Origin of the sequence: Oceanobacillus sojae, assembly GCF_007991515.1 — a bacterium.
GTDB classification, from domain to species: domain Bacteria; phylum Bacillota; class Bacilli; order Bacillales; family Amphibacillaceae; genus Oceanobacillus; species Oceanobacillus sojae.
In genome coordinates, this window is record NZ_BJYM01000020.1 from 71606 (window position 1) to 95542 (window position 23937).

At 39.4% G+C, this 23937-nt stretch carries 18 protein-coding genes, 1 pseudogene and 1 riboswitch; of the genes and pseudogenes, 17 read left to right on the top strand and 2 right to left on the bottom strand.

The window, feature by feature from the left end:
• Nucleotides 1-5 precede the first annotated feature (5 nt).
• The 7 genes from OSO01_RS19700 (at nucleotide 6) to OSO01_RS19735 (ending at nucleotide 8244) form a co-directional block, all read left to right on the top strand.
• Nucleotides 6-191 carry a hypothetical protein gene (locus tag OSO01_RS19700; protein WP_246145250.1) on the top strand — a complete coding sequence of 62 codons (186 nt, stop codon included), beginning with the start codon at nucleotides 6-8 and terminating at the stop codon, nucleotides 189-191.
• A gap of 15 nt (nucleotides 192-206) precedes the next feature.
• Complete coding sequence (locus OSO01_RS19705; protein ID WP_147212188.1) at nucleotides 207-1637, top strand: FMN-binding glutamate synthase family protein; 1431 nt, start codon at nucleotides 207-209, stop codon at nucleotides 1635-1637.
• A gap of 504 nt (nucleotides 1638-2141) precedes the next feature.
• Nucleotides 2142-3593, top strand: a complete 1452-nt coding sequence (locus tag OSO01_RS19715) for an Msr family ABC-F type ribosomal protection protein (protein ID WP_147212190.1) — start codon at nucleotides 2142-2144, stop codon at nucleotides 3591-3593.
• A gap of 143 nt (nucleotides 3594-3736) precedes the next feature.
• The gene (locus OSO01_RS19720) at nucleotides 3737-4183 is read left to right on the top strand and encodes a hypothetical protein (RefSeq protein ID WP_147212191.1); all 447 of its coding nucleotides are present in this window, start codon (nucleotides 3737-3739) and stop codon (nucleotides 4181-4183) included.
• Between the two features lie 59 nt (nucleotides 4184-4242).
• Nucleotides 4243-4836, top strand: a complete 594-nt coding sequence (locus tag OSO01_RS19725) for an anthranilate synthase component II (RefSeq protein ID WP_147212192.1) — start codon at nucleotides 4243-4245, stop codon at nucleotides 4834-4836.
• The gene (pabB, locus tag OSO01_RS19730; RefSeq protein ID WP_147212193.1) at nucleotides 4826-6562 is read left to right on the top strand and encodes an aminodeoxychorismate synthase component I; all 1737 of its coding nucleotides are present in this window, start codon (nucleotides 4826-4828) and stop codon (nucleotides 6560-6562) included. The genes OSO01_RS19725 and pabB overlap by 11 nt, the downstream gene beginning before the upstream one ends.
• Before the next feature lie 491 nt (nucleotides 6563-7053).
• Entirely contained in the window at nucleotides 7054-8244 is a 1191-nt protein-coding gene (locus OSO01_RS19735) for an MFS transporter (protein WP_147212194.1), read from the top strand.
• A 128-nt stretch (nucleotides 8245-8372) separates the two neighbouring features.
• On the opposite strand, the gene OSO01_RS19740 is transcribed toward OSO01_RS19735, so the two are convergent.
• Nucleotides 8373-9944, bottom strand: a complete 1572-nt coding sequence (locus OSO01_RS19740) for a BCCT family transporter (RefSeq protein WP_147212195.1) — start codon at nucleotides 9942-9944, stop codon at nucleotides 8373-8375.
• A 341-nt stretch (nucleotides 9945-10285) separates the two neighbouring features.
• Here OSO01_RS19740 and OSO01_RS19745 point away from each other — a divergent pair, with 341 nt between their 5' ends.
• From OSO01_RS19745 to guaA, 9 genes and pseudogenes are all read left to right on the top strand, one after another.
• On the top strand, nucleotides 10286-11509 hold the full coding sequence (locus OSO01_RS19745) for a M20/M25/M40 family metallo-hydrolase (protein ID WP_246145251.1): 1224 nt from the start codon (nucleotides 10286-10288) through the stop codon (nucleotides 11507-11509).
• A 71-nt stretch (nucleotides 11510-11580) separates the two neighbouring features.
• Complete coding sequence (locus tag OSO01_RS19750) at nucleotides 11581-13074, top strand: amidase (protein ID WP_147212197.1); 1494 nt, start codon at nucleotides 11581-11583, stop codon at nucleotides 13072-13074.
• A 192-nt stretch (nucleotides 13075-13266) separates the two neighbouring features.
• The gene (locus OSO01_RS19755; RefSeq protein ID WP_147212198.1) at nucleotides 13267-13653 is read left to right on the top strand and encodes a DUF2255 family protein; all 387 of its coding nucleotides are present in this window, start codon (nucleotides 13267-13269) and stop codon (nucleotides 13651-13653) included.
• 269 nt (nucleotides 13654-13922) lie between these two features.
• The gene (locus OSO01_RS19760; RefSeq protein WP_147212199.1) at nucleotides 13923-14501 is read left to right on the top strand and encodes a DapH/DapD/GlmU-related protein; all 579 of its coding nucleotides are present in this window, start codon (nucleotides 13923-13925) and stop codon (nucleotides 14499-14501) included.
• Nucleotides 14502-14699: 198 nt separating this feature from the next.
• Nucleotides 14700-15548 (top strand): annotated as a pseudogene (locus OSO01_RS23800) (aldo/keto reductase).
• Between the two features lie 311 nt (nucleotides 15549-15859).
• Nucleotides 15860-16825 (top strand): AAA family ATPase, encoded by a 966-nt coding sequence (locus OSO01_RS19770; RefSeq protein WP_147212200.1) that lies wholly within the window; start codon nucleotides 15860-15862, stop codon nucleotides 16823-16825.
• Entirely contained in the window at nucleotides 16822-18090 is a 1269-nt protein-coding gene (locus OSO01_RS19775) for a DUF58 domain-containing protein (RefSeq protein ID WP_147212201.1), read from the top strand. Before OSO01_RS19770 ends, OSO01_RS19775 begins: the two co-directional genes overlap by 4 nt.
• On the top strand, nucleotides 18087-20288 hold the full coding sequence (locus tag OSO01_RS19780) for a transglutaminase domain-containing protein (protein ID WP_147212202.1): 2202 nt from the start codon (nucleotides 18087-18089) through the stop codon (nucleotides 20286-20288). Before OSO01_RS19775 ends, OSO01_RS19780 begins: the two co-directional genes overlap by 4 nt.
• Nucleotides 20289-20388: 100 nt before the next feature.
• Nucleotides 20389-20490, top strand: a riboswitch (purine riboswitch).
• 155 nt (nucleotides 20491-20645) lie between these two features.
• On the top strand, nucleotides 20646-22181 hold the full coding sequence (gene guaA, locus OSO01_RS19785) for a glutamine-hydrolyzing GMP synthase (protein ID WP_147212203.1): 1536 nt from the start codon (nucleotides 20646-20648) through the stop codon (nucleotides 22179-22181).
• 490 nt (nucleotides 22182-22671) lie between these two features.
• Here the strand turns inward: guaA and OSO01_RS19790 are convergent, their stop codons facing one another.
• The gene (locus OSO01_RS19790; protein ID WP_077604214.1) at nucleotides 22672-23025 is read right to left on the bottom strand and encodes a DUF3139 domain-containing protein; all 354 of its coding nucleotides are present in this window, start codon (nucleotides 23023-23025) and stop codon (nucleotides 22672-22674) included.
• Nucleotides 23026-23078: 53 nt separating this feature from the next.
• Here OSO01_RS19790 and OSO01_RS19795 point away from each other — a divergent pair, with 53 nt between their 5' ends.
• Nucleotides 23079-23813 (top strand): YiiX/YebB-like N1pC/P60 family cysteine hydrolase, encoded by a 735-nt coding sequence (locus OSO01_RS19795; RefSeq protein WP_147212204.1) that lies wholly within the window; start codon nucleotides 23079-23081, stop codon nucleotides 23811-23813.
• Nucleotides 23814-23937: the final 124 nt, after the last annotated feature.

A 23937-nucleotide genomic window follows, 5' to 3' on the forward strand; every position in this document is an offset into this window, starting at 1 on the left:
AAAGAATGATGTGGATGAATTTTATCGAAAATAGAATTTCTATACAGGCGATAATTGGCCTAATATTAGCTATTGTTGTCCCTATCACAATTTATTGGATTAACCGGAAGTATCATGAATCGACAGACCCTATATGGAAGAAAGAAAGAAGACAGAAGGTACAAAATGACAATCCAGAAAGTAAGGTGTAAAGGAGTGTACAGACGATGCTTGACATTATTATTCTTATTCTGCTAATCCTGTTTATAGTTGGCTGGTTATTGATGTTTCTCATGCGACGGCGTCTGATAAAGAGGATGGTTAATAAATTCGGAAAAATCCTGATGGAGGACCGTTATCAGGAGAATATATTTGAAATGGTAACAGGCTTTAAACATATGGGATTCCAACGAACCTTTGAGAATAATCTGCGGGCAGAATCTGGAGATGTCCTGCATCGGCCGCTTGGATCTGCAAAAACATGGCCAGATTTTGAAAAGCTGACCTTTATACCGGCTCAAGTAGCTAAATTTCCAACGGAGTACACGGAGCAAATAGACATGAAAGTAACGATCGGACCAAAAGCCAAGAAACCGATGAAATTAGACATCCCATTAATGATCAGCGGAATGGCATATGGCATTGCATTAAGTAAAGAAGTAAGACTGGCGCTGGTTGATGCGGTGAACCAGCTTGGTACTGCGCTTAATTCCGGTGAGGGCGGGGTAATGGAAGAAGAAATTGACGGTACAAATAATTATATATTGCAATTTTCGAAGACAAGCTGGTCGAAGGAAAAAGATCTGATTAAGAAAGCTTCCATGATTGAAATAAAATTTGGACAAGGAGCTTTAATGAGTTCAGGCGTTGTTATACCGGCTGATGAGCTGCAGGGCGATATTCGGAAGGTATTAAATTTGGATGATGGAGAAGAAGCGATTATTCATAATCATTTCTTTGAGAATCAAACATTAGAGGATTTTAAAAATCTTGTCCAGGAGCTAAGAGATATGACAGACGGCGTTCCAATCGGAGCGAAGATTGGCGCAGGCGGCAAAATTGAAGAGGACATAGATGCTCTGTTAGAAATCGGTGTAGATTATATTGCTGTGGACGGAGCGCAGGCAGCAACACATGGAGCACCGCCGATCTTATCAGAGGATTTTGGAATCCCGACTATTCATGGCTTACAGCGCGCTCATCAGCATTTGCTAAAACGGAAGGCGAGAGAGGATGTCAGTCTGGTTATTTCAGGTGGTATGTTCAATGCAGGTCAATTTTTAAAAGCAATTGCATTAGGCGCAGATGCTGTTTATTTAGGATCTGTTGTCTTATTTACCCTGTCTCATAAGCAGGTTTTAAAGGCTGTTCCCTTTGAACCGCCTACGCAGGTTGTCTGGTATGACGGAAAATATAAGGATGATTTTAATAGACAGGAAGGGACGAAGGCTTTAGTTAATTTTATCAATGCTTCCACAAAAGAAATGGAAGAAGGCATTCGAATTATGGGGAAAACCGCCTTGTCAGAGGTGAAAAAGGATGACCTCGTTTCCTATGATGAAGCAGTTGCCCGCGATATTGGCGTTCCGTATAGTGCACATTCTTATGAAGAAGAGGCTGCTAAACAGAATAAACCAGGTCCGATGATTGAACTGTAAAAATACTTGTTTTCTGGAAAAGGGAACCATTTGACGTATTCCTTCAAACTGTCTTATAATGAAAAAGTAAACTTAGAACGGAAGGGAAAATGTGCTGAGATGAGATTTCGATTCCTAGACTTGAACAACTAATTTGATAATATGTTCAAGCTCTGCCTGTGCTTTTTGCGCCTGCAGAGAAATAGGAGTCGTCTGTCTTTTTTCAGCTATTATAATAAAGGTATACATAAGGTATATCTTTTTCCTGAATGCAGTATGTGAAAAGGACAGCAGACCATTTGCTGTTCTTTTTTTCAATTTCAATACAGATATAACGAAAACTTCTATTTCTTAAAAGTGGGAAGCAGGGCATTCGTTCTGAAAAAATAAAAGTGAGGGGAGATTTTTATGCAGATGCTATTGTTCTTTTAATAGATACGGGCTTGTTATAAGAAAACACAAGCTCGTATCGATACAGTTTCAGGCTATCGATACGAGAAATTTAAAATCTCGGAGGTAGCAAAAATGCAAAACATTCAATTTGAAATAAAAGATGTAGAATTAACGTATTTAGACAGAGAAATCCTTTCCATCGAACGTTTAGCAATTCATTTTATGGACCGGATTGGAATTGTCGGTCCGAATGGATCAGGGAAAACAAGTCTGCTCCGTTTGCTGGCCGGTGAATTAGAACCGGCAAAAGGAAGAATTCACCGGCATGCGGACTTTGCTTATTTAAAGCAAATGGAAACACCTGACGGAGAAGCAGCAGATCCAAAGGTTTTAGGAAAGCTTCAGGTGCCAGATTTAGAAGAAGGCATCAGTGGAGGAGAGCAGACCAAAATAAAAATTGCACAGCTCTTGGCAGATTATAACGAAGCATTGTTGATTGATGAACCAACAACGCATCTTGATCAGCAGGGAATACGATACTTGCGCAGAGAACTGGAAAATTATTACGGGACGCTTGTTTTAATCAGTCATGACCGTAAACTTCTGGATCAGCTGGTCACAACAATTTGGGAAATACGAGATGGAAAGATTCATGTCTATTCAGGGAACTATACCGATTATGAAGAGCAAAAAATATTAGAAGAACGTCAGCAGCAGGACGCACATGAACAATATCTGAAGGAAAAATCCCGTTTAGAAGCAGCAGCACAGGATAAAATGCAAAAGGCTGCGAAAATGATGAAGGGTGAGAAAGCAAATGCCCGAAAAAAGCAGGGTGTAAATCGGATGTTTGCTACAAAGCCTAAGGATGTTTCACAAAAATCGATGCAAAAAAGTGCCAAAGCAATGGAGAAACGGCTGGAGCAAATGGAAAAGGTTGATGCTGTACAGCATGAACGGCCAATCACGTTTCATCGCTCTAAGGCGTTAGAGCTGCATCATTCCTTTCCCGTAATGGGAAATCAGCTGACCTTGAAGGCTGGTGAGAAGACTCTTTTAGAGAAAGTTCGTTTTCAATTTCCATTAGGCAAAAAAATTGCAATAACCGGAGCAAACGGTTCTGGAAAAAGCACCTTGCTTCAGGCGATTTATCATCGCCGGGAAGGGATGGAGATTTCTCCTAAAGTGGAATTTGGATTCTTTGAACAGCTTGCTTATCAGGAAAAGTCGAATGAAACGGTACTAAACAGTTTGAAGAAAACGACTGATTACGAGGAAGGCTTTTTACGCAGTGTTCTTCATTCTATGTATTTTAAAGGAAATGATATTTATAAAAAGCTTCGTTATTTAAGCGGCGGTGAGGCTATCCGGCTGCAGCTGTGCCGATTATTTCTCGGCTCCTATCATGTATTATTATTAGATGAACCAACGAACTTTTTGGATATCCAGACAACGAAAGCATTGGAATCTTTTTTTGAAGGGTATCCGGGAACGATTATTTTTGTTTCACATGATGCTGCCTTTGTCGAAAACGTAGCGGATCATGTTTACGAAATTAAAAATAACAATATAATTGAGAAGTAGAGAAGGGCGCAGGAGCAGCTATTTGCTCCTGCTCTTTTATTATCCAGTGTAAATTCAGTGACCTTCTTGATGGACAAAACGTTTCATTATATTAATAATGAAAACAGACAATTAATTAATAGCAGGAAAAGGTGGAAGTAAGCATGAAAAAAATACTTATTATTTCATTGCTGATTGCAGTGGGAGTGTTTTTCTTCGTCGGAAAATTTGAGGGAGACAATAAACTATTTGCACAGGTGTTACCTTCTAATATAAATGAAGCTAATGAAATTAAAGAAATTATGATATATGAAGTAAATCCAACAGGAAAACCAAAAGCAATTTCGCTGACTGAAAAAGATGATATTAATAAGGTATTAGAAGCTTCTGAATCGATGGAGCTCAAAAAAGGTGATGAATTTGTCAGCACGGGGTATCTGGTTCTTTTCCAGGGCTCCAAAGAAAGCTATACGATGACAGTTGACAAAGAGGGGAATCTTGATATGAATGATCATGAAGAACATTATGAGATTAAAGGAAAAAATGAATTACTTCATATTATTCAGGCGTTCAAGGACAAATGGGAGCCGATGGATGAGGAAGATAGGTAAACTTCCCACTCTCAGCATGTTAAGAAGGATAAAATTTTACGGATAAGGCGGGCAGAAAAATGCTGTTAATGATTGATAACTATGATTCATTTACCTATAATATTGTACATTATCTGGAGAATTTAGATGAGAAGGTTGTTGTGAAATATAATGATCAGCTGACCATAGAAGAAATTAACCAGTGGAAGCCTGAATCCATTATCCTGTCGCCGGGGCCTCATTCACCTCAGGAAGCCGGTATAACCTTAAAAGTCATTGATCAGTTTAAGAGTAAGATCCCTATTCTTGGTATTTGCCTTGGCCATCAGGCGATTGGACATGCCTTTGGTGCAGAAGTGATAAAAAATGCTCCTGTTCATGGGAAGCAATCTCGTATTCTGAACGATCAGAATGGTGTATTTTCACAGCTTCCTGAAAACTTTACTGTAACAAGATATCATTCCTTAAGCATTCAGCCGGATACGGTACCGGATACCCTTATTGTCACTGCAACAACAGAGGATGGAACAATAATGGGCATCCGTCATAAAACGTATCCAATTGAAGGAATCCAATTTCATCCAGAGTCTGTATGTACAGAACACGGCTATGCGCTGTTAAATAATTTCCTGATGCAATATAAAGGGGCAGGAGAGCTGCAAAATGATGGATAATACAAAAATGATTTTTGATTTTTCTTTTGAAGAGGAAGCAGGCGTACGTCGTATTTTTGAAAATCCGGCAGAAATTTTAATTGCAAATACACATGCCGAGGTCGGTCAAGTATTTGAACAAATGGAAATCTATCAGCAAAGGGGCTTTTATCTGGCTGGTTATATTTCCTATGAAGCTGCAGCTGCTTTCGATAAAAATCTTATGACACATAGAAAAGGCAGCCTGCCTCTTATCATTATGGGTGTTTTTAAGCGAATGGAGCTGGAAAGTGTGAAGCCGGCAGCCAATCGAGCTTATCCTCCTGTAAATTGGCAGATGACAACAGAGAAGCAGCAGTATCAGCAAAATATCAAATCCATAAAAGCTGCCATTGCTGAAGGAGATACATATCAGGTGAATTACACTGTCCGAATGAAGGCAGATAGACCAGTGGATGCGGATTTATTATATGAACAATTATCGGGTGCACAGCAAGCAAATTATTGTGCACATTTACAAATTGGCAATTATCAAATTATATCAGCTTCCCCGGAACTGTTTTTTGAACGAAGAAAGCAGTCTATCCGCACTAAGCCGATGAAAGGGACTATAAAACGGGGACAGACACCAGAAGAAGATATCCAAAATAAAAGAATGCTTTCTGAATCAGAAAAGGATCGGGCAGAAAATTTAATGATTGTCGATCTGCTGCGGAATGATTTATCTAAAATTGCTGTACCGGGTTCTGTCCAGGTTCCAAAGCTGTTTGAAATCGAGGAATATCCTACCGTATATCAAATGACATCAACGGTTATGGCAGAATTAAAAGAAAGCCTCAGCAGCTTTGATATTTTTAAAGCATTATTTCCCTGCGGTTCTATCACCGGTGCTCCAAAGCAAAGTACAATGAGTATTATTAAACAGCTGGAGGATTCCCCTAGAGAGATTTACTGCGGAAGTATCGGTTTTATCAAGCCAGACCAGGAATCATTGTTTAATGTTGCCATTCGGACTGCATGGATGAAGAATGGAAAAAAAGCTGTTTATGGGGTAGGCGGAGGTATTACATGGGATTCAGAGACAGAAGCAGAATATGAAGAAGCATGGGCAAAAGCAGCGATTTTAAAAGGAAGCGCATCTTCATTTCAGCTTTTAGAAACAATGAAATATGATGGAACACAGATTCACCGTCTGAGCAGGCATCTGGCCAGACTTGAGCGGGCAGCCAATCAGTTTCAGTATCCTTATTCGATTGAAAAAATAAAACAGCAGCTGAAGGAACAGATGAAAAAATATTCTGGAACACACCGCATCCGTCTGCTGTTGGAGCAAGACGGAAAGATAAATATAGCGTTCACAGCACTTTCAGAAGAGCCAAATGCTGTGAGGCGAGTTAGCTTGGCATCATCTCCCATTAATCGTAAGGATATATTTTATTATTATAAAACAACCAATCGCCAGAATTATAATGACTTTCGCGAGCAGGACAGTACATCATTTGATGTTCTTTTATGGAATGAGGAAGAGCAGCTGACGGAGTTTACGATTGGTAACTTAGTCGTTAAACAGCATGGGGAATACTATACACCTCCGATTTCTTCTGGATTGCTTGCCGGAACTTACAGAGAAGAACTGCTGGAGTATGGAAAAATAAAAGAGAAAATCATCTGGAAGAAAGACATCCCATCCTTTGAAGAGGTTTGGCTGGTTAATAGTCTGCGCGGCTGGGTAAAAGTAGAATTTTAAGAGGATGTTCAAAAAGTCCAACAAAAATGACACGGCGATAAGAGGATCTTCTACTAAAAACGACCACGTCGTGTGGACAACGCAGAAGTCACCACATCCTGTGGAAGTAACTCGTCGCCTTGAACTTTCGACGCACAGGACGTGCTAGTGTCGGCGGTGTAACACGATGTTACGGTCTTAGCCGACTGGTCCTTTTCATCGTACTTTTTGAACACAAATTTTAATAAAAATTTTTCAGGAAAAGATTGCATGATTAACCGATGCAATCTTTTTTTATGCATCCTGAAATAATAGGAATATCACCATGACAAAAGGCTTTTTTAGCTATTCGTTTATTAACATGCATTTTGTATGCAGGTGAAAATAATAATAAAAAAATAGGTATAAAAATTTTGAGCAAAAGTATATCTGAAATGAAAAAGTTATGATATGATGTATCAGATTCCTGAGGGAGGTTTTAAATGAAATTTATAGTTAAGGAGAAATGAATTATGAAAAAACAAAATATGACGCTGTCTATCTTGCTGATGAATTTGTTTATTGCATTTTTAGGTATTGGGCTGGTTATTCCAGTTTTACCTACTATTATGAACGAGATGAATTTATCCGGTTCCGTTGTAGGTTATTTGGTAGCAGCTTTTGCAGTTGCGCAGCTTGTTGTTTCACCGCTGTCTGGAAGATGGGTTGATGTGTTTGGACGTAAACGCATGATCGTTATCGGACTCTTAATTTTTAGTTTTAGTGAGTTTTTATTCGCTATTGGGAATACCGTAGAAATCTTATTTATTTCCAGAATCTTAGGTGGAGTGAGTGCTGCTTTTATAATGCCTGCAGTTACAGCATTTATTGCAGATATCACTACACTTGAGTCCAGACCGAAAGCGTTAGGATATATGTCAGCAGCGATTAATACAGGATTTATTATCGGTCCTGGACTTGGCGGATTACTGGCAGAAATAGGCCCAAGAATTCCATTTTTCGCAGCAGCAGGTTTAGCGTTATTTACTGCGATTCTATCAACGATTACATTACGCGAACCAGAAAGAAATCATGAGGAACAAAAAGAAGAAGTTGGAGCGAGAAAGCCCGGCTTGGGAAGAATTTTTGTTCCAATGTACTTTATCGCGTTCATTGTTATATTTATAACAGCATTCGGTTTATCTTCATTTGAATCGTTATTTTCTTTGTTTGTGGATCATAAATTTGCATTTACGCCAAAGGATATTGCGATTATTATTACTGGAGGAGCAATTGTTGGAACAATTGCCCAAGTTGCTCTGTTTGGCAGATTAACAAATAAATGGGGAGAAATTCGTCTGATTCGTTATTGTCTGATTTTCTCTGCCATTCTTGTAACAACAATGACAGTTGTAGAAAGCTATGCAATGATTTTATTTGTAACAATTGTTGTTTTTATCGGTTTTGATTTATTAAGACCGGCTGTTACTTCTTATCTGTCCAGAGTAGCTGGAAATGAACAAGGATTCGTAGGCGGTATGAACTCCATGTTTACCAGTATCGGAAATGTATTTGGACCAATTGTCGGCGGGATTTTATTTGATATAAATTTAAACTACCCATATTATTTTGCAGCAATGGTACTCATGGCGGGTATTGCTGTGGCGATGGTCTGGAAAGAGCCTAAAGCTCAGGTCGAGCAGGCTGTAGAAGAATTAAAATAATTGCTAAAAAGAATAAATGGATAGAAGAAACGCACTTGTGAGGGCAGAAGCTCTGAAGCACAGGTGCGTTTTTGTTTTTCGTAAAATGTAAATAAAGTGAAGTTGCAGCCAGTTATATTGCAATAAAATTAACGATCAATATTATCAATTGTAATCGAGTTCGATTTTCTTGCATCTCTTTGCTTATTTAAATCTTCTGTAGAAGCCCGCATAAATGACCATGCCAGCAAGATCATAATAAAAATGACCGGGAAACCGGCAACAATACTGGCAGTTTGTAATGTCTCCAGTCCACCGATAAACATGAGCACCATGGGTAAAATCATTAACGTAAATGCCCAGAAAATTCGATGCCAGCGGAGCGGCTCGCCGCCGATAAGTCTTTTTTGAGCAACGGCTGCCAAAATATAGGAAGCAGAGTCAAAGGTTGTTGCCAGAAAAATAATTGCAAGCACCGTAAACATTGGAATAATGAACCAGGAAATCGGCAGCTGATCCAAAATAGCTATAATCGCAGCTGATGCGCCATACTCGTTCATAAAGCCAATAACATCAAATGATTGCGACAGCTGCAGATAAAGGCCATAGTTTCCTAAAATTCCAAAGAACAGTACACAGCCGAGTGTTCCATAAATTAATGTACCCAGCGTCATTTCTTTGATAGTTCTCCCCCGCGAGATTCTTGCAACAAAAAGCCCGACAAATGGGGCGTAGACGACCCACCAGGCCCAATAGAAGATTGTCCAGGTTTCAGGGAAATTCGTCGCTTCATATCCCGGTATAGAAGCAAGCGGCTCAAGCCAGGTAGCCATTGTAAAAATATTATTAACGATTCGGCCAAGACTTGTGAAAGTCATTTCACTGATAAATAAGGTTGGTCCAAAGATAAATACAAAAGCTAATAGAAAAAGGACAAGCCATATGTTTAGATCGCTGAGCACTTTAATCCCTCTGTTAATTCCGGAATAAGAGCTAGCTGCAAAAATGGCTGTACAAACGAGCATAATGATAGCCTGCATTCCCAGAGATACAGGAATTCCGATGACATGATTAACTCCTTCTGCAATCATCGGAGTTCCTAATGCCAATGTTGTTCCTGCCCCGCCAAGCAAACCAAAAATAAATAAGACGTCAATTAAAGTACCAAGCGGCCCATCCGCATATTTTCCAATTACCGGTCTGGAGGCTTCGCTAATTTTAAGGATAGGCTTTTTCCGGACATAGTAAAAGTAAGCAATCGGCAGTGCAGGTAATGTATATAATGCCCATGCAATTGGCCCCCAGTGAAACATTCCATAACTCGCTGCCCAATTAATGGCTTCTTCGGATTCAGGCGTAATGCCAAATGGAGGTCCCTGATAATAGTACGCCCATTCGATCATCCCCCAATATAAAATACTGGATCCGATACCTGCTGAGAAAAGCATGGCGGCCCATGAAAATGTTCCGAACTCTTTTTTGGTATTTCTTGCACCAAGTTTGATATTACCGTTTTTACTAAAAGACACATACAGTAAAAAGATAAGAGCGCCCAGCCCTAATAATAAGTATAGAATACCAAAATTTCCTGTAATAAATTCATTTGCCTGATTAATGACAGCTGCGCCTGCTTCCGGAAATAAAGTTAAAGGAATAACAACACTAAACAGGATAACTAGTGCAAATATAAAAGTAGGCCAGTCAATTAAACGTTTATTCATTATTTCATCTCCCATCTATGTTGAAGCATGCTTTTAGCAGATAAAAAATGGTTGTTTAAAAAGCATAGTTATGTTTAAAGGGTGCCCTATTTATCAGATAAAAAACATTATTTAAGGCATTCAGGCCTGTATCTGAAGACAGTAAAGTACTCACTCCAGTAAGGCAGAATTTTTCACTGCTGTCTACACATTTTTAAGTTATAAGTAGAAGCAGCATCATATCTGAACCTTTCTTAGGAGATTATAACTGTATCGTTTATGCTGTAAATACGCTAAAATGGAGTTAGATAAGTTTTGTTCAATAAATTAAAAAGTATATGAAATTATTGGAGGAGAAGCTCATGACTATTTCAGAACAAATGAAAAAGATTCAAGCAGATGAAAATGTCCAAAAGGCATTGGAGCAAATTAAGGAAGAAGACAGTCTTACCATAGAGAAGCAGAAAATGCTGACAGAAATTCCCGCTCCACCCTTTAAGGAAGAGAAACGGGCGGAAGCATACAAAAAATTATTAGAAGATTATGATTTAGAAGATGTACATATGGACGAAGAGGGAAATGTCTTTGGAAAAAGAAGCGGAACAGGAGATGGACCGATACTGGTTGTTTCTGCACATCTGGATACCGTTTTTCCAGAAGGGACAGATACAACTGTCATAGAAAAAGAAGGCAAGCTTCATGCACCAGGTATCGGAGATGATACAAGAGGGTTAGCAGAGGTGTTAGCTGTTATCCGGGCATTGCAGGATTCCAATGTAAAAACAGTTGGTGATATTATTATCGGCGGAACAGTCGGTGAAGAAGGGGCCGGAGATCTGCGTGGAGTGAAGGCATATTTTAAAGAAAATAAAGCAGACGGCTATATCTCCGTTGACGGTTCTAATTTAGAGACGATGATATATTTGGGGACAGGCAGCTTCCGGTATCGTATTACTTTTCAAGGAAAAGGCGGGCACAGCTTTGGTGATTTTGGAACGCCAAGTGCAACGCATGCCCTGGGCAGAGCAATTGCGGCAATCGCAGATTTGGAAACAAAGACAGATCCGAAAACAACCTTCTCCGTTGGGCCAATTGAAGGCGGTTCATCTGTAAATGCAATTTCTGAGCAAGCATCGATGGAGGTCGATCTTCGTTCTAACTCTATGGAAGAATTAATAGAGCTTGATAAAAAATTCCTAGCCATTGTGGAAGAAGCATGTCAGAAGGAGAATGAGCGCTGGGGCAAAGACTCTATGACTGTAGAGGTTGAAAAATTTGGAAACCGTCCCCCGGCATCACAAAGTAAAGAGGCGCCTATTGTTCAAGCACTTGCTGAAGCGATTAAAGGTGTAGGGAAGGAACCAGTATATGGCGAGCCAGTCAGTACAGATGCAAACTACCCGATGAGTTTAGGCATTCCTGCTGTGACTTCCGGTTTAGGCGGGAAAGCAGGCGGCACACATACGTTAAAAGAATGGTTCGATCCAGAGGATGCTTATCTTGCTGTCCAAAAGCACTTCTTATTTATTCTGAGTCTTGTCGGTGTGGATGGACTGACAACACCAATTCTTACAAAGGAAGCATAAAAGACACTCACCAGCTGCCTGTATAATCAGCCAGCTGGTGAAATAGAGTTTGCTGTAAAAGGAGTGAAAAGGTGCATTTTCGTGAATATAAAAACTATGATGCAACCGGTTTGGCAGAGCTTATTCAACGTAAGGAGGTCCACCCATCTGAATTAATGAATATTGCTTTTAAACAGCTGCATCAAGTTAATCCGCAATTAAATATGATTACACATCATCGGGAAGAAGCAGCCAAAAAAGAAGCAAATCAATTTCCTGTTCAGGATGCTGCTTTTTCAGGCGTGCCTATTTTGATGAAAAATATATCTCAATCTATCGAAGGTGAAAAATTAACTTCCGGCTCAAAACTTTTGCAGAGTCATGTGGAAAAGCATGATAATTATTTTGTGAAAAAATTTCGGGATGCAGGATTTTTATTTATGGGGCATACAAATAGTCCTGAGTTTGGCTTGAAAAATATTACCGAACCAAAGCTGTATGGGCCGACAAGAAACCCTTGGGACCAATCCTGTTCTCCTGGAGGCTCAAGCGGAGGGGCTGCAGCTGCAGTAGCCTCTGGAGTTATTCCAATTGCAGGAGCGAGTGATGGAGGCGGATCTATCCGGATACCTGCATCCTTCAGCGGGTTAGTCGGATTAAAGCCGACAAGGGGAAGAACACCGGTAGGACCCGGAGCTGGCAGACAGTGGCAGGGAGCATCCATTAATTTTGTATTAACCAAAACCGTACGGGATTGCGCTGCAATGCTGGATCAATTACAGGTTGTTGAACCACATGCCGCTTTTCAGGCACCATTATATGAAAAAGGTTATCGAAATACTATGTCTGAAAAACTTCCTAAACAGCTGCGGATTGCCTTTAGCACAGAATCGCCGGTAGGAACCCCTGTTTCAGAGGATGCGAAAAAAGCGGTGCAGCAATTTGTCCGTAACCTGGAACAGGATGGGCATATTGTGGAAGAAAAACAAACATCAATTGACGGTATCCAGTTAATGCGTGATTACTATGTCATGAACAGCGGCGAAATGAATGCTGTCATTCAAGGACTGGAGAAAGCAATGCGAGCACCTTTAACTGCAGAAGATATGGAAATAGAATCCTGGCTGCTTCATCAAGCTGGGAAATCCGTTTCAGCTGCAGATTACTCTGACAGCCTGGCATCATGGGACCGAGCAGCTGAAATCATGTCTATTTTTCATCAGACGTATGATTTTTATATTTCTCCGGCAACAGCTTTCCAAGCGCCGAAAGTTGGAGAGCTGACGATGACAGAAAAAATGGAGCAGGAGTTTAAAGAAAGAATGGCTGTAGAAAAAGAGAAGCTGAGTATTATTTATGACATGTTTTTACCAAGCTTAACGTACACACCATTTACGCAGCTTGCTAATTTAACAGGACAGCCTGCGATTTCTCTGCCGCTACATCTGACTGAGGATGGATTGCCAATCGGTGTCCAGATAATGGCGGGAAAAGGTGAGGAACATCGTCTATTGCAGCTTGCTTATGAAATAGAGCAAAGTGAATTATGGCAAGGAATGCAAGGAAATCCTTATTTTCAAGAATAATCTGTTAACCCCCTTTTGAAGCTATTTTTTTCAGCTTCAAAAGGGGTTTGTTATTCAAATGAGTTTAAGCAATTAACATAACAAATCAGCTATGCTGTCTTACTTTTCCACAAAATGAAAATCTGATTACTTGACCTAAAGTAGGCTTTAGGTATTAAGATAGGAATTATAATAAAAAGGAGATGAAAAGCAATGGAAAATAATTGGACAGAGGAACAGCTTCAACTATTTTCGAAAGCCGATGATATGTATATCTCGCCATTTTACGACGATGGAAAAACACCTGGAACACCAACCTGGATCTGGTCTGTAGTAGCAGATAATGATTTATATGTCAGAGCTTACAATGGACAGAACTCCAGATGGTATCAATCGGCTGGGAAACAAAGAGCAGGAAAAATAAAATTAGCAGGTCAGGAATATGACGTCTTTTTCGAGCCGATAGAACCAGGCTCTGCACTGACTGAAAAAATTGATCAAGCGTACAAAGAAAAATATAGTTCCAGCAGATATCTGGCACCTATGATTGGAAAAGGGCCGGTGAGTGCTACAGTAAAAATCTTGCCGCGAAATGAATAGATTATATAAGAAGCCGCCTAGCTTAAATTTTGTTTAGGCGGTTTTTATGTTTTTAGGCTTCCTATCTTTTCTCGAAAAAGTGTTGAAGATTTTAATTATCATTTTATTTATTCATCTGGAAAGACAAATAGGGAGGATAAGCATTATTAAATCATAGCAATGAATATCAGGCTATGTTTAAATAAAAGTAAGTTTGGCCGGGAAACATAGACATTACAAGGCCTGGTTTGAATAGCGGATGAAATTATAGATGGAAGGGAACGGTTAATATGGAATTAGAAGAACTTTTGTCAAAAATGGCGGCAGAAGGTGTGATTCAGGGTGGGTCAGAAGTTAATAAAGCAATGGTTGAAGTATCAAATGAAACAAGACGCTTATGTGCCATCCTGAATAATGGCGTTTATACGGATGAAGAAATCAGGAAGCAGGTAACTCAAATTATCGGGCAGGAGTTAGATGAAGGCTTTTCTTTATTTGTACCATTCACCTCTGATTTTGGGAAGAACTTAACAATAGGGAAAAATGTATTTATTAACTCTGGATGCCGATTTCAGGATCAGGGAAAAATCATTATCGGTGATGAAAGCTTAATCGGGCATAATGTTGTTTTTGCAACCATAAATCATGATTATAATCCCTTAAATAGAGGAACGATGTATCTTAAAACGATTGAGTTAAAGGAGAGAACATGGATAGGCTCTCATTCAACCATTCTGCCGGGTGTAACAGTTGGTGAAAATTCTGTTGTCGCAGCAGGATCAGTAGTTACGAAGGATGTCCCGCCAGATACGATTGTTGGAGGAAACCCAGCAAAATTCCTGGCAAATTTAGAGGATAAAATAAAGTAATCATTGTTATTAGTTTTCACCAACTGCTGTATATTTAAATATGAATTTGATACAGAGGAACAAACCTTTACCTTAATAGACTCGATTAGACCTGTTTAAGAAAGCAGCTGATTACCCTTTCTCATCTTTTTCGTGTTTCACCACCTTCCAAGAGTGGAACAAACATAGAAAGCAGATTGTAAAAAAGGAGTGCAGAAAATGAAAAAGGTGAAAATCGCCGGAAGAGAGGTATTGCCAATCGGGTTGGGTACCTTGAATATGGGAGACAAATCTGACACATTTGACCAGGAAGTGCAGGCAATCCGCACCGGCCTTGATAATGGTGTCCAATTAATTGATACTGCTGAAATGTATGGCAGCGGGAATGCTGAAAAGCTGATTGCCAGTGCTATTAAGCCTTATTCCCGTGAAGAGCTGTTTCTTATTTCTAAAGTACTTCCATCTAACGCATCGAAAAAGGATTTGCCAATCAGCTTAGATAACAGTTTAAGAAGGCTGGAAACAGACTATCTCGATTTATATTTACTTCATTGGAAGGAAGATGTTCCATTGGAAGAGACGGTGGAAGCTTTAGAGAATGCAAGAAATCAAGGTAAAATTAAAGCGTAGGGAGTTTCTAATTTAGATGTGGATGATCTGGAGCAGGCTATCCAATCCCCCGGTGGAGAAAATTGTAAAGTGAATCAGGTACGCTATAATGTAGCGAATCGAGGTATTGAATTTGATTTAGTGCCCATGATGGATAAGTATGACATGCCAGTGATTGCTTATTCTCCTATTGACCGCGGTGACAGTTTTGGTGCGGATTTAACAAAACAGCAGGTGCTGAAGGATATTGCGGAAGAGCATAAAGCAGATGTATTTCAAATCCTGTTAGCCTGGTCCATTCGGAATGGAAAAACGATAGCTATACCGCAATCAAGTAATCCTGATCATGTGCTAAACAATGTGAAGGCGGCGGATATTTCATTAACGGATCAGGAGCTGAAGCATATAAATGATGCGTATCCTGAGCCTGACGCCAAACAGCGCCTTACATTATGGTAGTGAGAGCACTTAAGAATTTTTCATAGTATATCAGAATAGGAGCAGCTGGGGAAGAAGAACCTCACGTTGCTTTTTATTTAGGAATGAAGAGAATATATTCTAAAATTAAAAAGATAGAGTTATTCATTGACCTGAAGTTTACTTTATCCTGTAAGGTTTCATTATCGAAATAGAATGAGGACTGCTGAATATCTGCAGCGTAATTTGTCAATAATAAAAGATAACTAATTTAGAAGGCAATTCGTTTAAATATTGAGCCTGTTATAGTAACATAAAAGGTAGAAAGGTTCAGGCAGATGAGGAGGGTGATGATGGAACAGGAGAAAGTAATAGAAAATACACAGATTCAAGAAGTCTTAAACAATGTTAATAGCGTCATTTTCGGTAAAGAAGAGATTGTAAAACTTAGTTTAGTTGCCTTATTAACAGAAGGGCATGTTCTGCTGGAGGATGTACCAGGTGTAGGGAAAACGATGCTGGTTCGTGCGCTGGCAAAATCGGTAAATTGTGATTTTACTAGAATTCAGTTTACACCAGATTTACTACCATCTGATGTAACAGGTGTTTCTATATACAACCCGAAGGAATTAGAATTTGAGTTTCGGAAGGGCCCGGTCTTTGGCAATATTCTGTTGGCAGATGAAATTAACCGGACATCTCCAAAGACCCAGTCAGCACTGCTGGAGGCAATGGAGGAAAAAAGTGTCACAGTGGACGGAGAGACACGAAGACTGCAGAGTCCCTTTTTTGTAATGGCAACTCAAAATCCAATAGAATATGAAGGAACCTATCCCTTGCCGGAAGCACAGCTGGATCGTTTTCTGTTAAAGCTGCGCATGGGCTACCCAGCCTATGAGGATGAATTAGAGATGCTTGCGAGAAACACAAACCATCATCCGATAGAAGAAATTCAGGCGGTCATGGCTCAGAAGGAGCTGCTTGTGGCACAGGAAGAGGCAAAGGATGTTTATATGGATGAAACGATCCAGGCATATATTCTGAATATCGTTACCCGTACGAGGTCGCACAGCTCTATTTATCTAGGAGTGAGTCCGAGAGGATCACTTGCTTTAATGGAAGCTTCGAAAGCTTACGCATATATCGAGGGCAGAGACTATGTTATTCCGGATGATGTGAAGTACCTGGCTCCGTTTGTCTTATCCCACCGGATTATGCTGAAGGCAGAAGCACGTTATAAAGGAACATCTAATGAAGCATTAATCGATTCGATTATTCAATCTGCACATATTCCGATTAAGAAAGGCATCGCAGAATGAGAAAGAATCTTCGTATCATCTTTCGCAGCATCGGCGTTTTAGCACTGATGATTATTCTTTACTGTTATGCCATGTTCCAAGGCGGATTTGTAAGCTGGTTTTTATTCTACAGCTTCCTTCCGATTGGAATATATCAGTTATTGTTTGCCTGCTATCCATTGCGGACGTGGCAGATTTATCGGGAAATTGAACAGCCAGTCCGGCAGGCTGGAGATGAAATTATAGTGAAGGTACATATGAAGCGGAGGCTTCCCTTTCCCCTGTTATATTGTACCTTTGAAGAGAAATTTCCACAGTCGTTAATGAAGGAGGATACGAAGAAAGCGAAATATCTTACTTCCCAAACGACCGGAAAAATGACTGTTTCCCGCAGACTGATACGCATGTTATTTCCTCTATTCCGCAGAAACTTCACATTCAGATACTCACTGCAATCCTTACCGCGCGGAGAGCACACATTGGAGAAAGTAACAATTCAAACAGGAGAAATATTTGGTTTTATTAAAAAAAGCTATGATTTTAAGATTGAAAATACATTTGTCGTCTACCCGTATGTGCATAACATCCGTTTAATGAGTGATATGGCAAGCTATGAACAGGGTGGGGTTATATCTAATCAGCTGCAGCAGACAAATACAACTGTGGCGTCAGGGATCAGAGAGTATGCACCGGGTGACCGCTTTGCATGGATTGACTGGAAACAGACAGCCAGGAAGCAAACGATGATGACAAAGGAATTTGACCGGGAGAAAAGCACAGATATTTTGCTGGTTCATGATAATTACAGGCATGAGAGAGAAAACCAGCTGCTCTATGAAGCTTCGGTTGAAATGAGCTTATCTCTTATTGAAAAGCTGGAAAAGAAAGACTATGAAACAAGCTTTCTTTCTATCGGCAAAAGAGCACATCTATTTGAGCTTGGACATAATGCGCATCAAAAATCATTAATGAAGAACTATCTTCTGACAGTCAGGCAGGAGGAAGAAGCCGCTTTTTCCATCCGATTTCGTGAAGAAATGTCTCATTTAAATAAAGTCGACAGCATTTTTCTGGTGTTAACATCTATAGATCCCTTTTTGGCAGAAGCCATATTAGAAGCAAGACAGCGTATCAAGCATTTTGCCGTTATTTATATCCACCCGGAAAAGCAGCTAACCGGCGATGAAAAGCATATTTTGGAGCCGCTTCGTTTTTCAGATATTGCCGTACAGGAATTAAGTCTGGAACAGCTTGCAACGGATCCTGTTGAGGTGAATTTCAGATGAAGAAGAGCCAGAAACAAGTAAAGACGCTGCATACGCTGCTATTATATATCGCAGGATTTTGCCTTTTCTTAGAGTGGCTCTATCCGTTGGGTGATATATCTGATACAAGCATTGGAGTATTTGTTTTGTTTGCTCTATATTGCTTTTTCATTTCCTACTTTCAGCTGCATTGGCTGCTTAGTGTACCTGTGAAAGGACTAGGCTTACTTTTTATTATCCATCTTTTATACTTTGAAACAAGCTTTTTAGATATTAGCTGGATTGGGGAGACCCTGCAGGAAATGACCAATAATATCGGCCTGATGTTTTCAGGTGAATGGTATATGCTCACTACCTTTTTCAGAAGCGTACTGTTTCTCCTGCTTATTTGGCTGATGAGCTATCTGCTTTATTACTGGTTTGTCAGAATGAAAAATATTATTCTATTTATTCTGCTGACCTTCGTATATATAGGGATTCTTGATACATTTACGGTATATGAAGGCTCCATAGCAATTGTACGTATTTTTATCATTTCCTTTCTGGCACTGGGAATGTCCAGCTTGAGTAAGGAGATCGAAAATAAGGATATTCCAATCTCTGTAGGACAAAGACTGAAATATTGGCTGCTGCCGCTGATTTTATTGGTTGCCGTTGTTAGCTTCATTGGCTATCAGGCACCGAAGGCTGATCCGCAATGGCCGGACCCGTTTCCATTCTTAGAAGGAGCTGCAGGTACCTTTGGAACTGGCGGCTTTGGAACGGGTCGGGTCGGATATGGTGAAGATGACACACGTCTGGGAGGCTCCTTCTCCCAGGATGATACGGTTCTTTTCGAAGCAGTGGTTGAGGAAGATCATTATTGGCGGATAGAAACAAAGGATGTGTATACGGGAAAAGGATGGGAAACATCTCAGGGGAGATACCTTCTTGATCAGATGGACGGGCAAATTTCCTTATCGACCTTCCGTAATAATGTAGAAACAGAGTCATTAGAAGCAGCAATCAATTTTACCGGGAGCACCCGGCTGCCAAAGCTGGTCTATCCTTATGGCGTGTCCTCCATTACAGCAGAGGAGGAGGTGGAATTCCAGCTTGATGAGAGCTTGGAGGCCATAGAAACAACACGAAATGGAGAAGAGAGAGTTCTGGATTCCTATGAAATATCCTACGAGAATCCGTCCTTTGATATTGACGCACTCAGAGATAATTCCGAACAGGATTCCGGAACGATTCGTGACCGCTATACACAGCTGCCGGACAACCTTCCGGACAGAGTCGGAGCGTTAGCGGAGGAAATAACAGCAGGCCATGATACGAGATATGATAAAGCTAGAGCTATCGAGCGTTATTTCAGTGCAAATGGCTTTGAATATCAGACAACGAATATTCCGCGGCCAAGAGAAGAAGAGGACTATGTTGACCAATTTTTATTCGAGACACAGATCGGCTATTGCGATAACTTCTCCACAGCAATGGTAGTTATGCTCCGATCAGAGGGGATACCTGCCAGATGGGCGAAAGGATTTACAAGCGGAGAACGGATTGATTCAAATTTAGAAGAGGAAAACCATGTGAATCAAATTACGAATAGTAATGCCCATTCCTGGGTGGAGGTATATTTCCCTGGAGTCGGCTGGGTACCGTTTGAACCGACACAGGGTTTTACAAACATAGCTGATTTCAGCGCAGATATAGAAGAAAATGATTCTCCTGTTAACGAGGAGGAGGATCCGTTGGAAGCACCGGATGTGGAGCAGGATGAAGAATCCGGAGAGGAAGAAGAGACAGACGATACAGAGGAACAGGAAGAAGACACTGCTGTATCTGATCAAGAGACAGACAATTCTGGAAAGCCGGTCTATGTTTACATTGGAATAGCATTCATACTTCTGCTTGGCGGATTTGTTATTTTCAGGAAAAGAAGACAGATACGCATCTATTTTATCCAACGGAAGCTGGAGCAGCATTTTGATGATACAGCATTCCAGGAAGCATATCTCTATTTGTTAAAGCTGGCAGATAAAAAGGGATATCCGCGAGGCAGCGATGAAACACTGAGGGAATTCTCCCAAAGAATAGATGATGATTTTCATACCGGGGAAATGAGCAAACTAACTGGGGTTTATGAGCGGATGATTTACAGTAAAAGGCTGCCAGGTAAAAAAGAAGAGATAATTCAATTATGGAAAAATTTAATCAATCAAATAATGGCTTGACCCAGGAAGAATCAATTAGTAGAATGAAAAAGGAAATAGTGTAGAAAAGATTAAAATCTGCACATAAAATAGATGCTTATTAACATCTATGCAATATAATTATTCGTTTGAATATGCCTTTCGTATATCCTCGAAAATAAGGTTCGAAAGTTTCTACCGAGTCACCGTAAATGATTCGACTATGAAGGCAGAAGAAGGTTCGTTTATGCTATCCGGATTCTGCCTTTCTATATTTTTTTGTGCGTCAGCTGCAGAAAATAGAAAGGTGAAATCCGGTTTTTTATAGGTGAAACAGAGGCAAAAGAACGCATAGTTCATAAGTTATCCTTTAGAAAAGATACAGATTGGAGTCTAGTTATGGAAAATAATGAATTAGTACTGGTATTAGATTTTGGCAGTCAATATAACCAATTAATCACACGCCGCATCCGTGAATTTGGCGTGTATAGTGAGCTTCATTCACATAAACTGACCGCTGCAGAAATTAAAGAAATGAATCCAAAAGGAATCATTCTTTCCGGCGGACCGCACAGCGTTTATGGCGAAGACAGCTTCCGTTGTGATGAGGAAATCTTTGAGCTTGGCATTCCTGTCCTTGGCATTTGCTACGGCATGCAGTTAATGTCCCTGCATTTTGGCGGAAAAGTAGAAGCATCGAAAAACCGTGAATATGGAAAAGCATTAATTGAATTAAATGAGAGCCCGGCTTTATTTAAAGATACACCGACAAAGCAGACTGTATGGATGAGCCACGGCGATAAAGTAACAGCAGCACCGCCTTCTTTTATTGTAGATGCAACAAGCCCGTCTACACCAGTTGCAGCAATCAGCGATCAGGATAAGAAAATGTATGGTGTACAATTCCATCCGGAAGTCCGTCATTCAGAGTATGGAAATGATTTATTAAACAGCTTTGTCTTCGATGTATGTAAATGTACAGGCGACTGGACAATTGCTAACTTTATCGAAATGGAAACAGAAAAAATTAAAGAAACTGTCGGCGATCGTAAAGTACTTTGCGCATTAAGCGGCGGCGTAGATTCCTCGGTTGTTGCAGCTTTAATCCATAAAGCAATCGGCGACCAGCTTACTTGTATCTTTGTTGATCATGGTCTGCTTCGTAAAAATGAAGCAGATGATGTGATGGATGTCTTTGCAGAAGACTTCCATATGAACATTATTAAAGTGGATGCAAAGGACCGTTTCTTATCTAAACTAGCAGGTGTTTCTGATCCGGAGAAAAAACGTAAAATCATCGGAAATGAATTCATCTATGTATTTGATGATGAAGCAGCTAAATTAAAAGACATTGACTTCCTGGCACAGGGAACACTATACACAGACGTGATTGAAAGTGGCACAGATACAGCACAAACCATCAAATCACATCATAATGTAGGCGGCCTGCCAGAGGATATGCAATTTGAATTAATCGAGCCATTAAATACATTATTTAAAGATGAAGTACGTGAATTAGGTTCACAATTAGGAATCCCTGACCGTATTGTTTGGCGTCAGCCATTCCCTGGACCGGGACTTGCTATCCGTATCCTGGGTGAAGTAACCGAAGAGCATCTGGAAATCGTTCGTGAATCTGATGCCATCCTTCGTGAAGAAATTGCTAAAGCAGGTCTTGACCGCGATATCTGGCAATACTTCACAGTCCTTCCAAACATCAAGAGTGTTGGTGTCATGGGAGATGCTCGTACGTATGCACATACAATTGGTATTCGTGCGGTAACTTCGATTGATGGAATGACTTCAGATTGGGCGAGAATTCCTTGGGATGTGCTTGAGAAGATTTCTACTCGGTTGGTGAATGATGTGGATAATATAAATAGAGTAGTGTATGATGTTACTTCTAAGCCACCGGCTACAATTGAGTGGGAATAAGAATACAACTTAATTTGAAGAGGGAACGCCGATTTACAAGGGTTTTTCCTAATCTAATATGGATAAAATGATTAAAAAAAAGATAGTTCCCTGCCAAAACCCTGCCAAAATAAATTGGTAGGGTTTTTTGTTTTTTCGTTGAATTTTGGTAGGGAACTTTTTAGTGATTATAAATAACTTTTATTTCTTGATTAAGTGGTATAAATTGCTAATAGCATTAGTAAAGCCAATCATTTATTTCTGATTGACTTTTGTTATTTTATACATTTTGTGGAGTTACAACTACTTACCAATAGGAGACCTTGCGATACCCATGGACTTTATTTCACTACCATAAAAATATTAGGCTCTACAACCTATTAAACCTTATTACATTAACTAATATCCATATTTTAAGATAATAAAAATAAAATAAAAGTAATACGAAATAAAGCGAACAAATCCGATTGTCGATAGTTAAACATTCGGGTTTTGTTCGCTTTAATTTTAATTAATCATTAATATATTTTGCTTTAGATTTATCCGTTATTTCTACATTTTCACTATCAAAAGCCGCCACGTTTACTTTATTTGTAGATGGTTCCACGTAGAATTCATAAAAATTTTCTGGTTCATCTTTGAAAATAATTTCTGCGTTATAGTTTCCTTGTTTTGAATCAAATACAATTTCTTTTTCTTTAATGAGGTCTTCATAATTGTTTTCAGTGATGTATGAATCTATTATTTCTGTACTTTCTTTTTTCTTATTATAGAAAAACATAAAAACTGTTCCTCCTATAAGTAGAACTAAAACAATAATTATTATGAGAATATTCCTAGCTTTTTTACTTTTAGTTATTGACATATAATGGTAGACTCCTTACAATTGGTATTAAATTCTAGTTGGAGGTGTTTAAAATGTTTAAGAAGTTTATGTTTTTGATAACTATTGTTTTGGTTGGTTCATTGTTTATTTATTCTAACACATCATTTGCAAAAGAAGCAAACGATGAAGGTACGGATTTAAGTTTAGAAGATTACAATCAATTGGTAGATGAAGGGTTAATACCGGATGATATTACTTATGAAGAATGGGCTGAAGCGAATGACGAAGCTTTATTTGATGAATTAGAAGCACCGGATGTACTTCTTGATACTGGAGATTCTGATCTTTCTGGTATAGATACCTTTGCTGCTAAAAAGACTTTTACTTTAAAAAAAGGGGATATTTTAGTTAGTAATGGAACGTCTTCTAAAGGTTTAACTGGACATGCTGGAATAGCAATTAGTAACAGGCAGATTTTACATATTGCTGGTTCTGGTAAAAAACCACAGGTAGTAAGCGTGAATACATGGCAAAAAAATTATGGAATTATTAAAGGGCAACGTGATGGAAAAACTAATACAAAAGTGTATCGAGTGAATAATAGTAGTGCTGGTAAGGCTGGTACTTGGGCTTCAAATAATTATAAAGGGAAAAATTATAAATATGGGTTTACTGGAAGTAAAACTTCAAAAAATCCAACTTATTGTTCTAAAATTGTATGGCAAGCTTATAACGCTCAAGGTAAAGGTAAAAGCTTTACAGGAATAATTGGACCATACCAATTACCAAATAAAATCACTGGGGCAAAGGCTCTTGGTATAATGTAATTAATAATTATATCTTAAAATGAGAGAGTAGTAGAATTAAATCTATTACTCTCTTTTTTTATGCTTATTAAAATTAAATAAATTATTTAAATACTATTAGTTAATTTGCAATAAATTTTGGCTC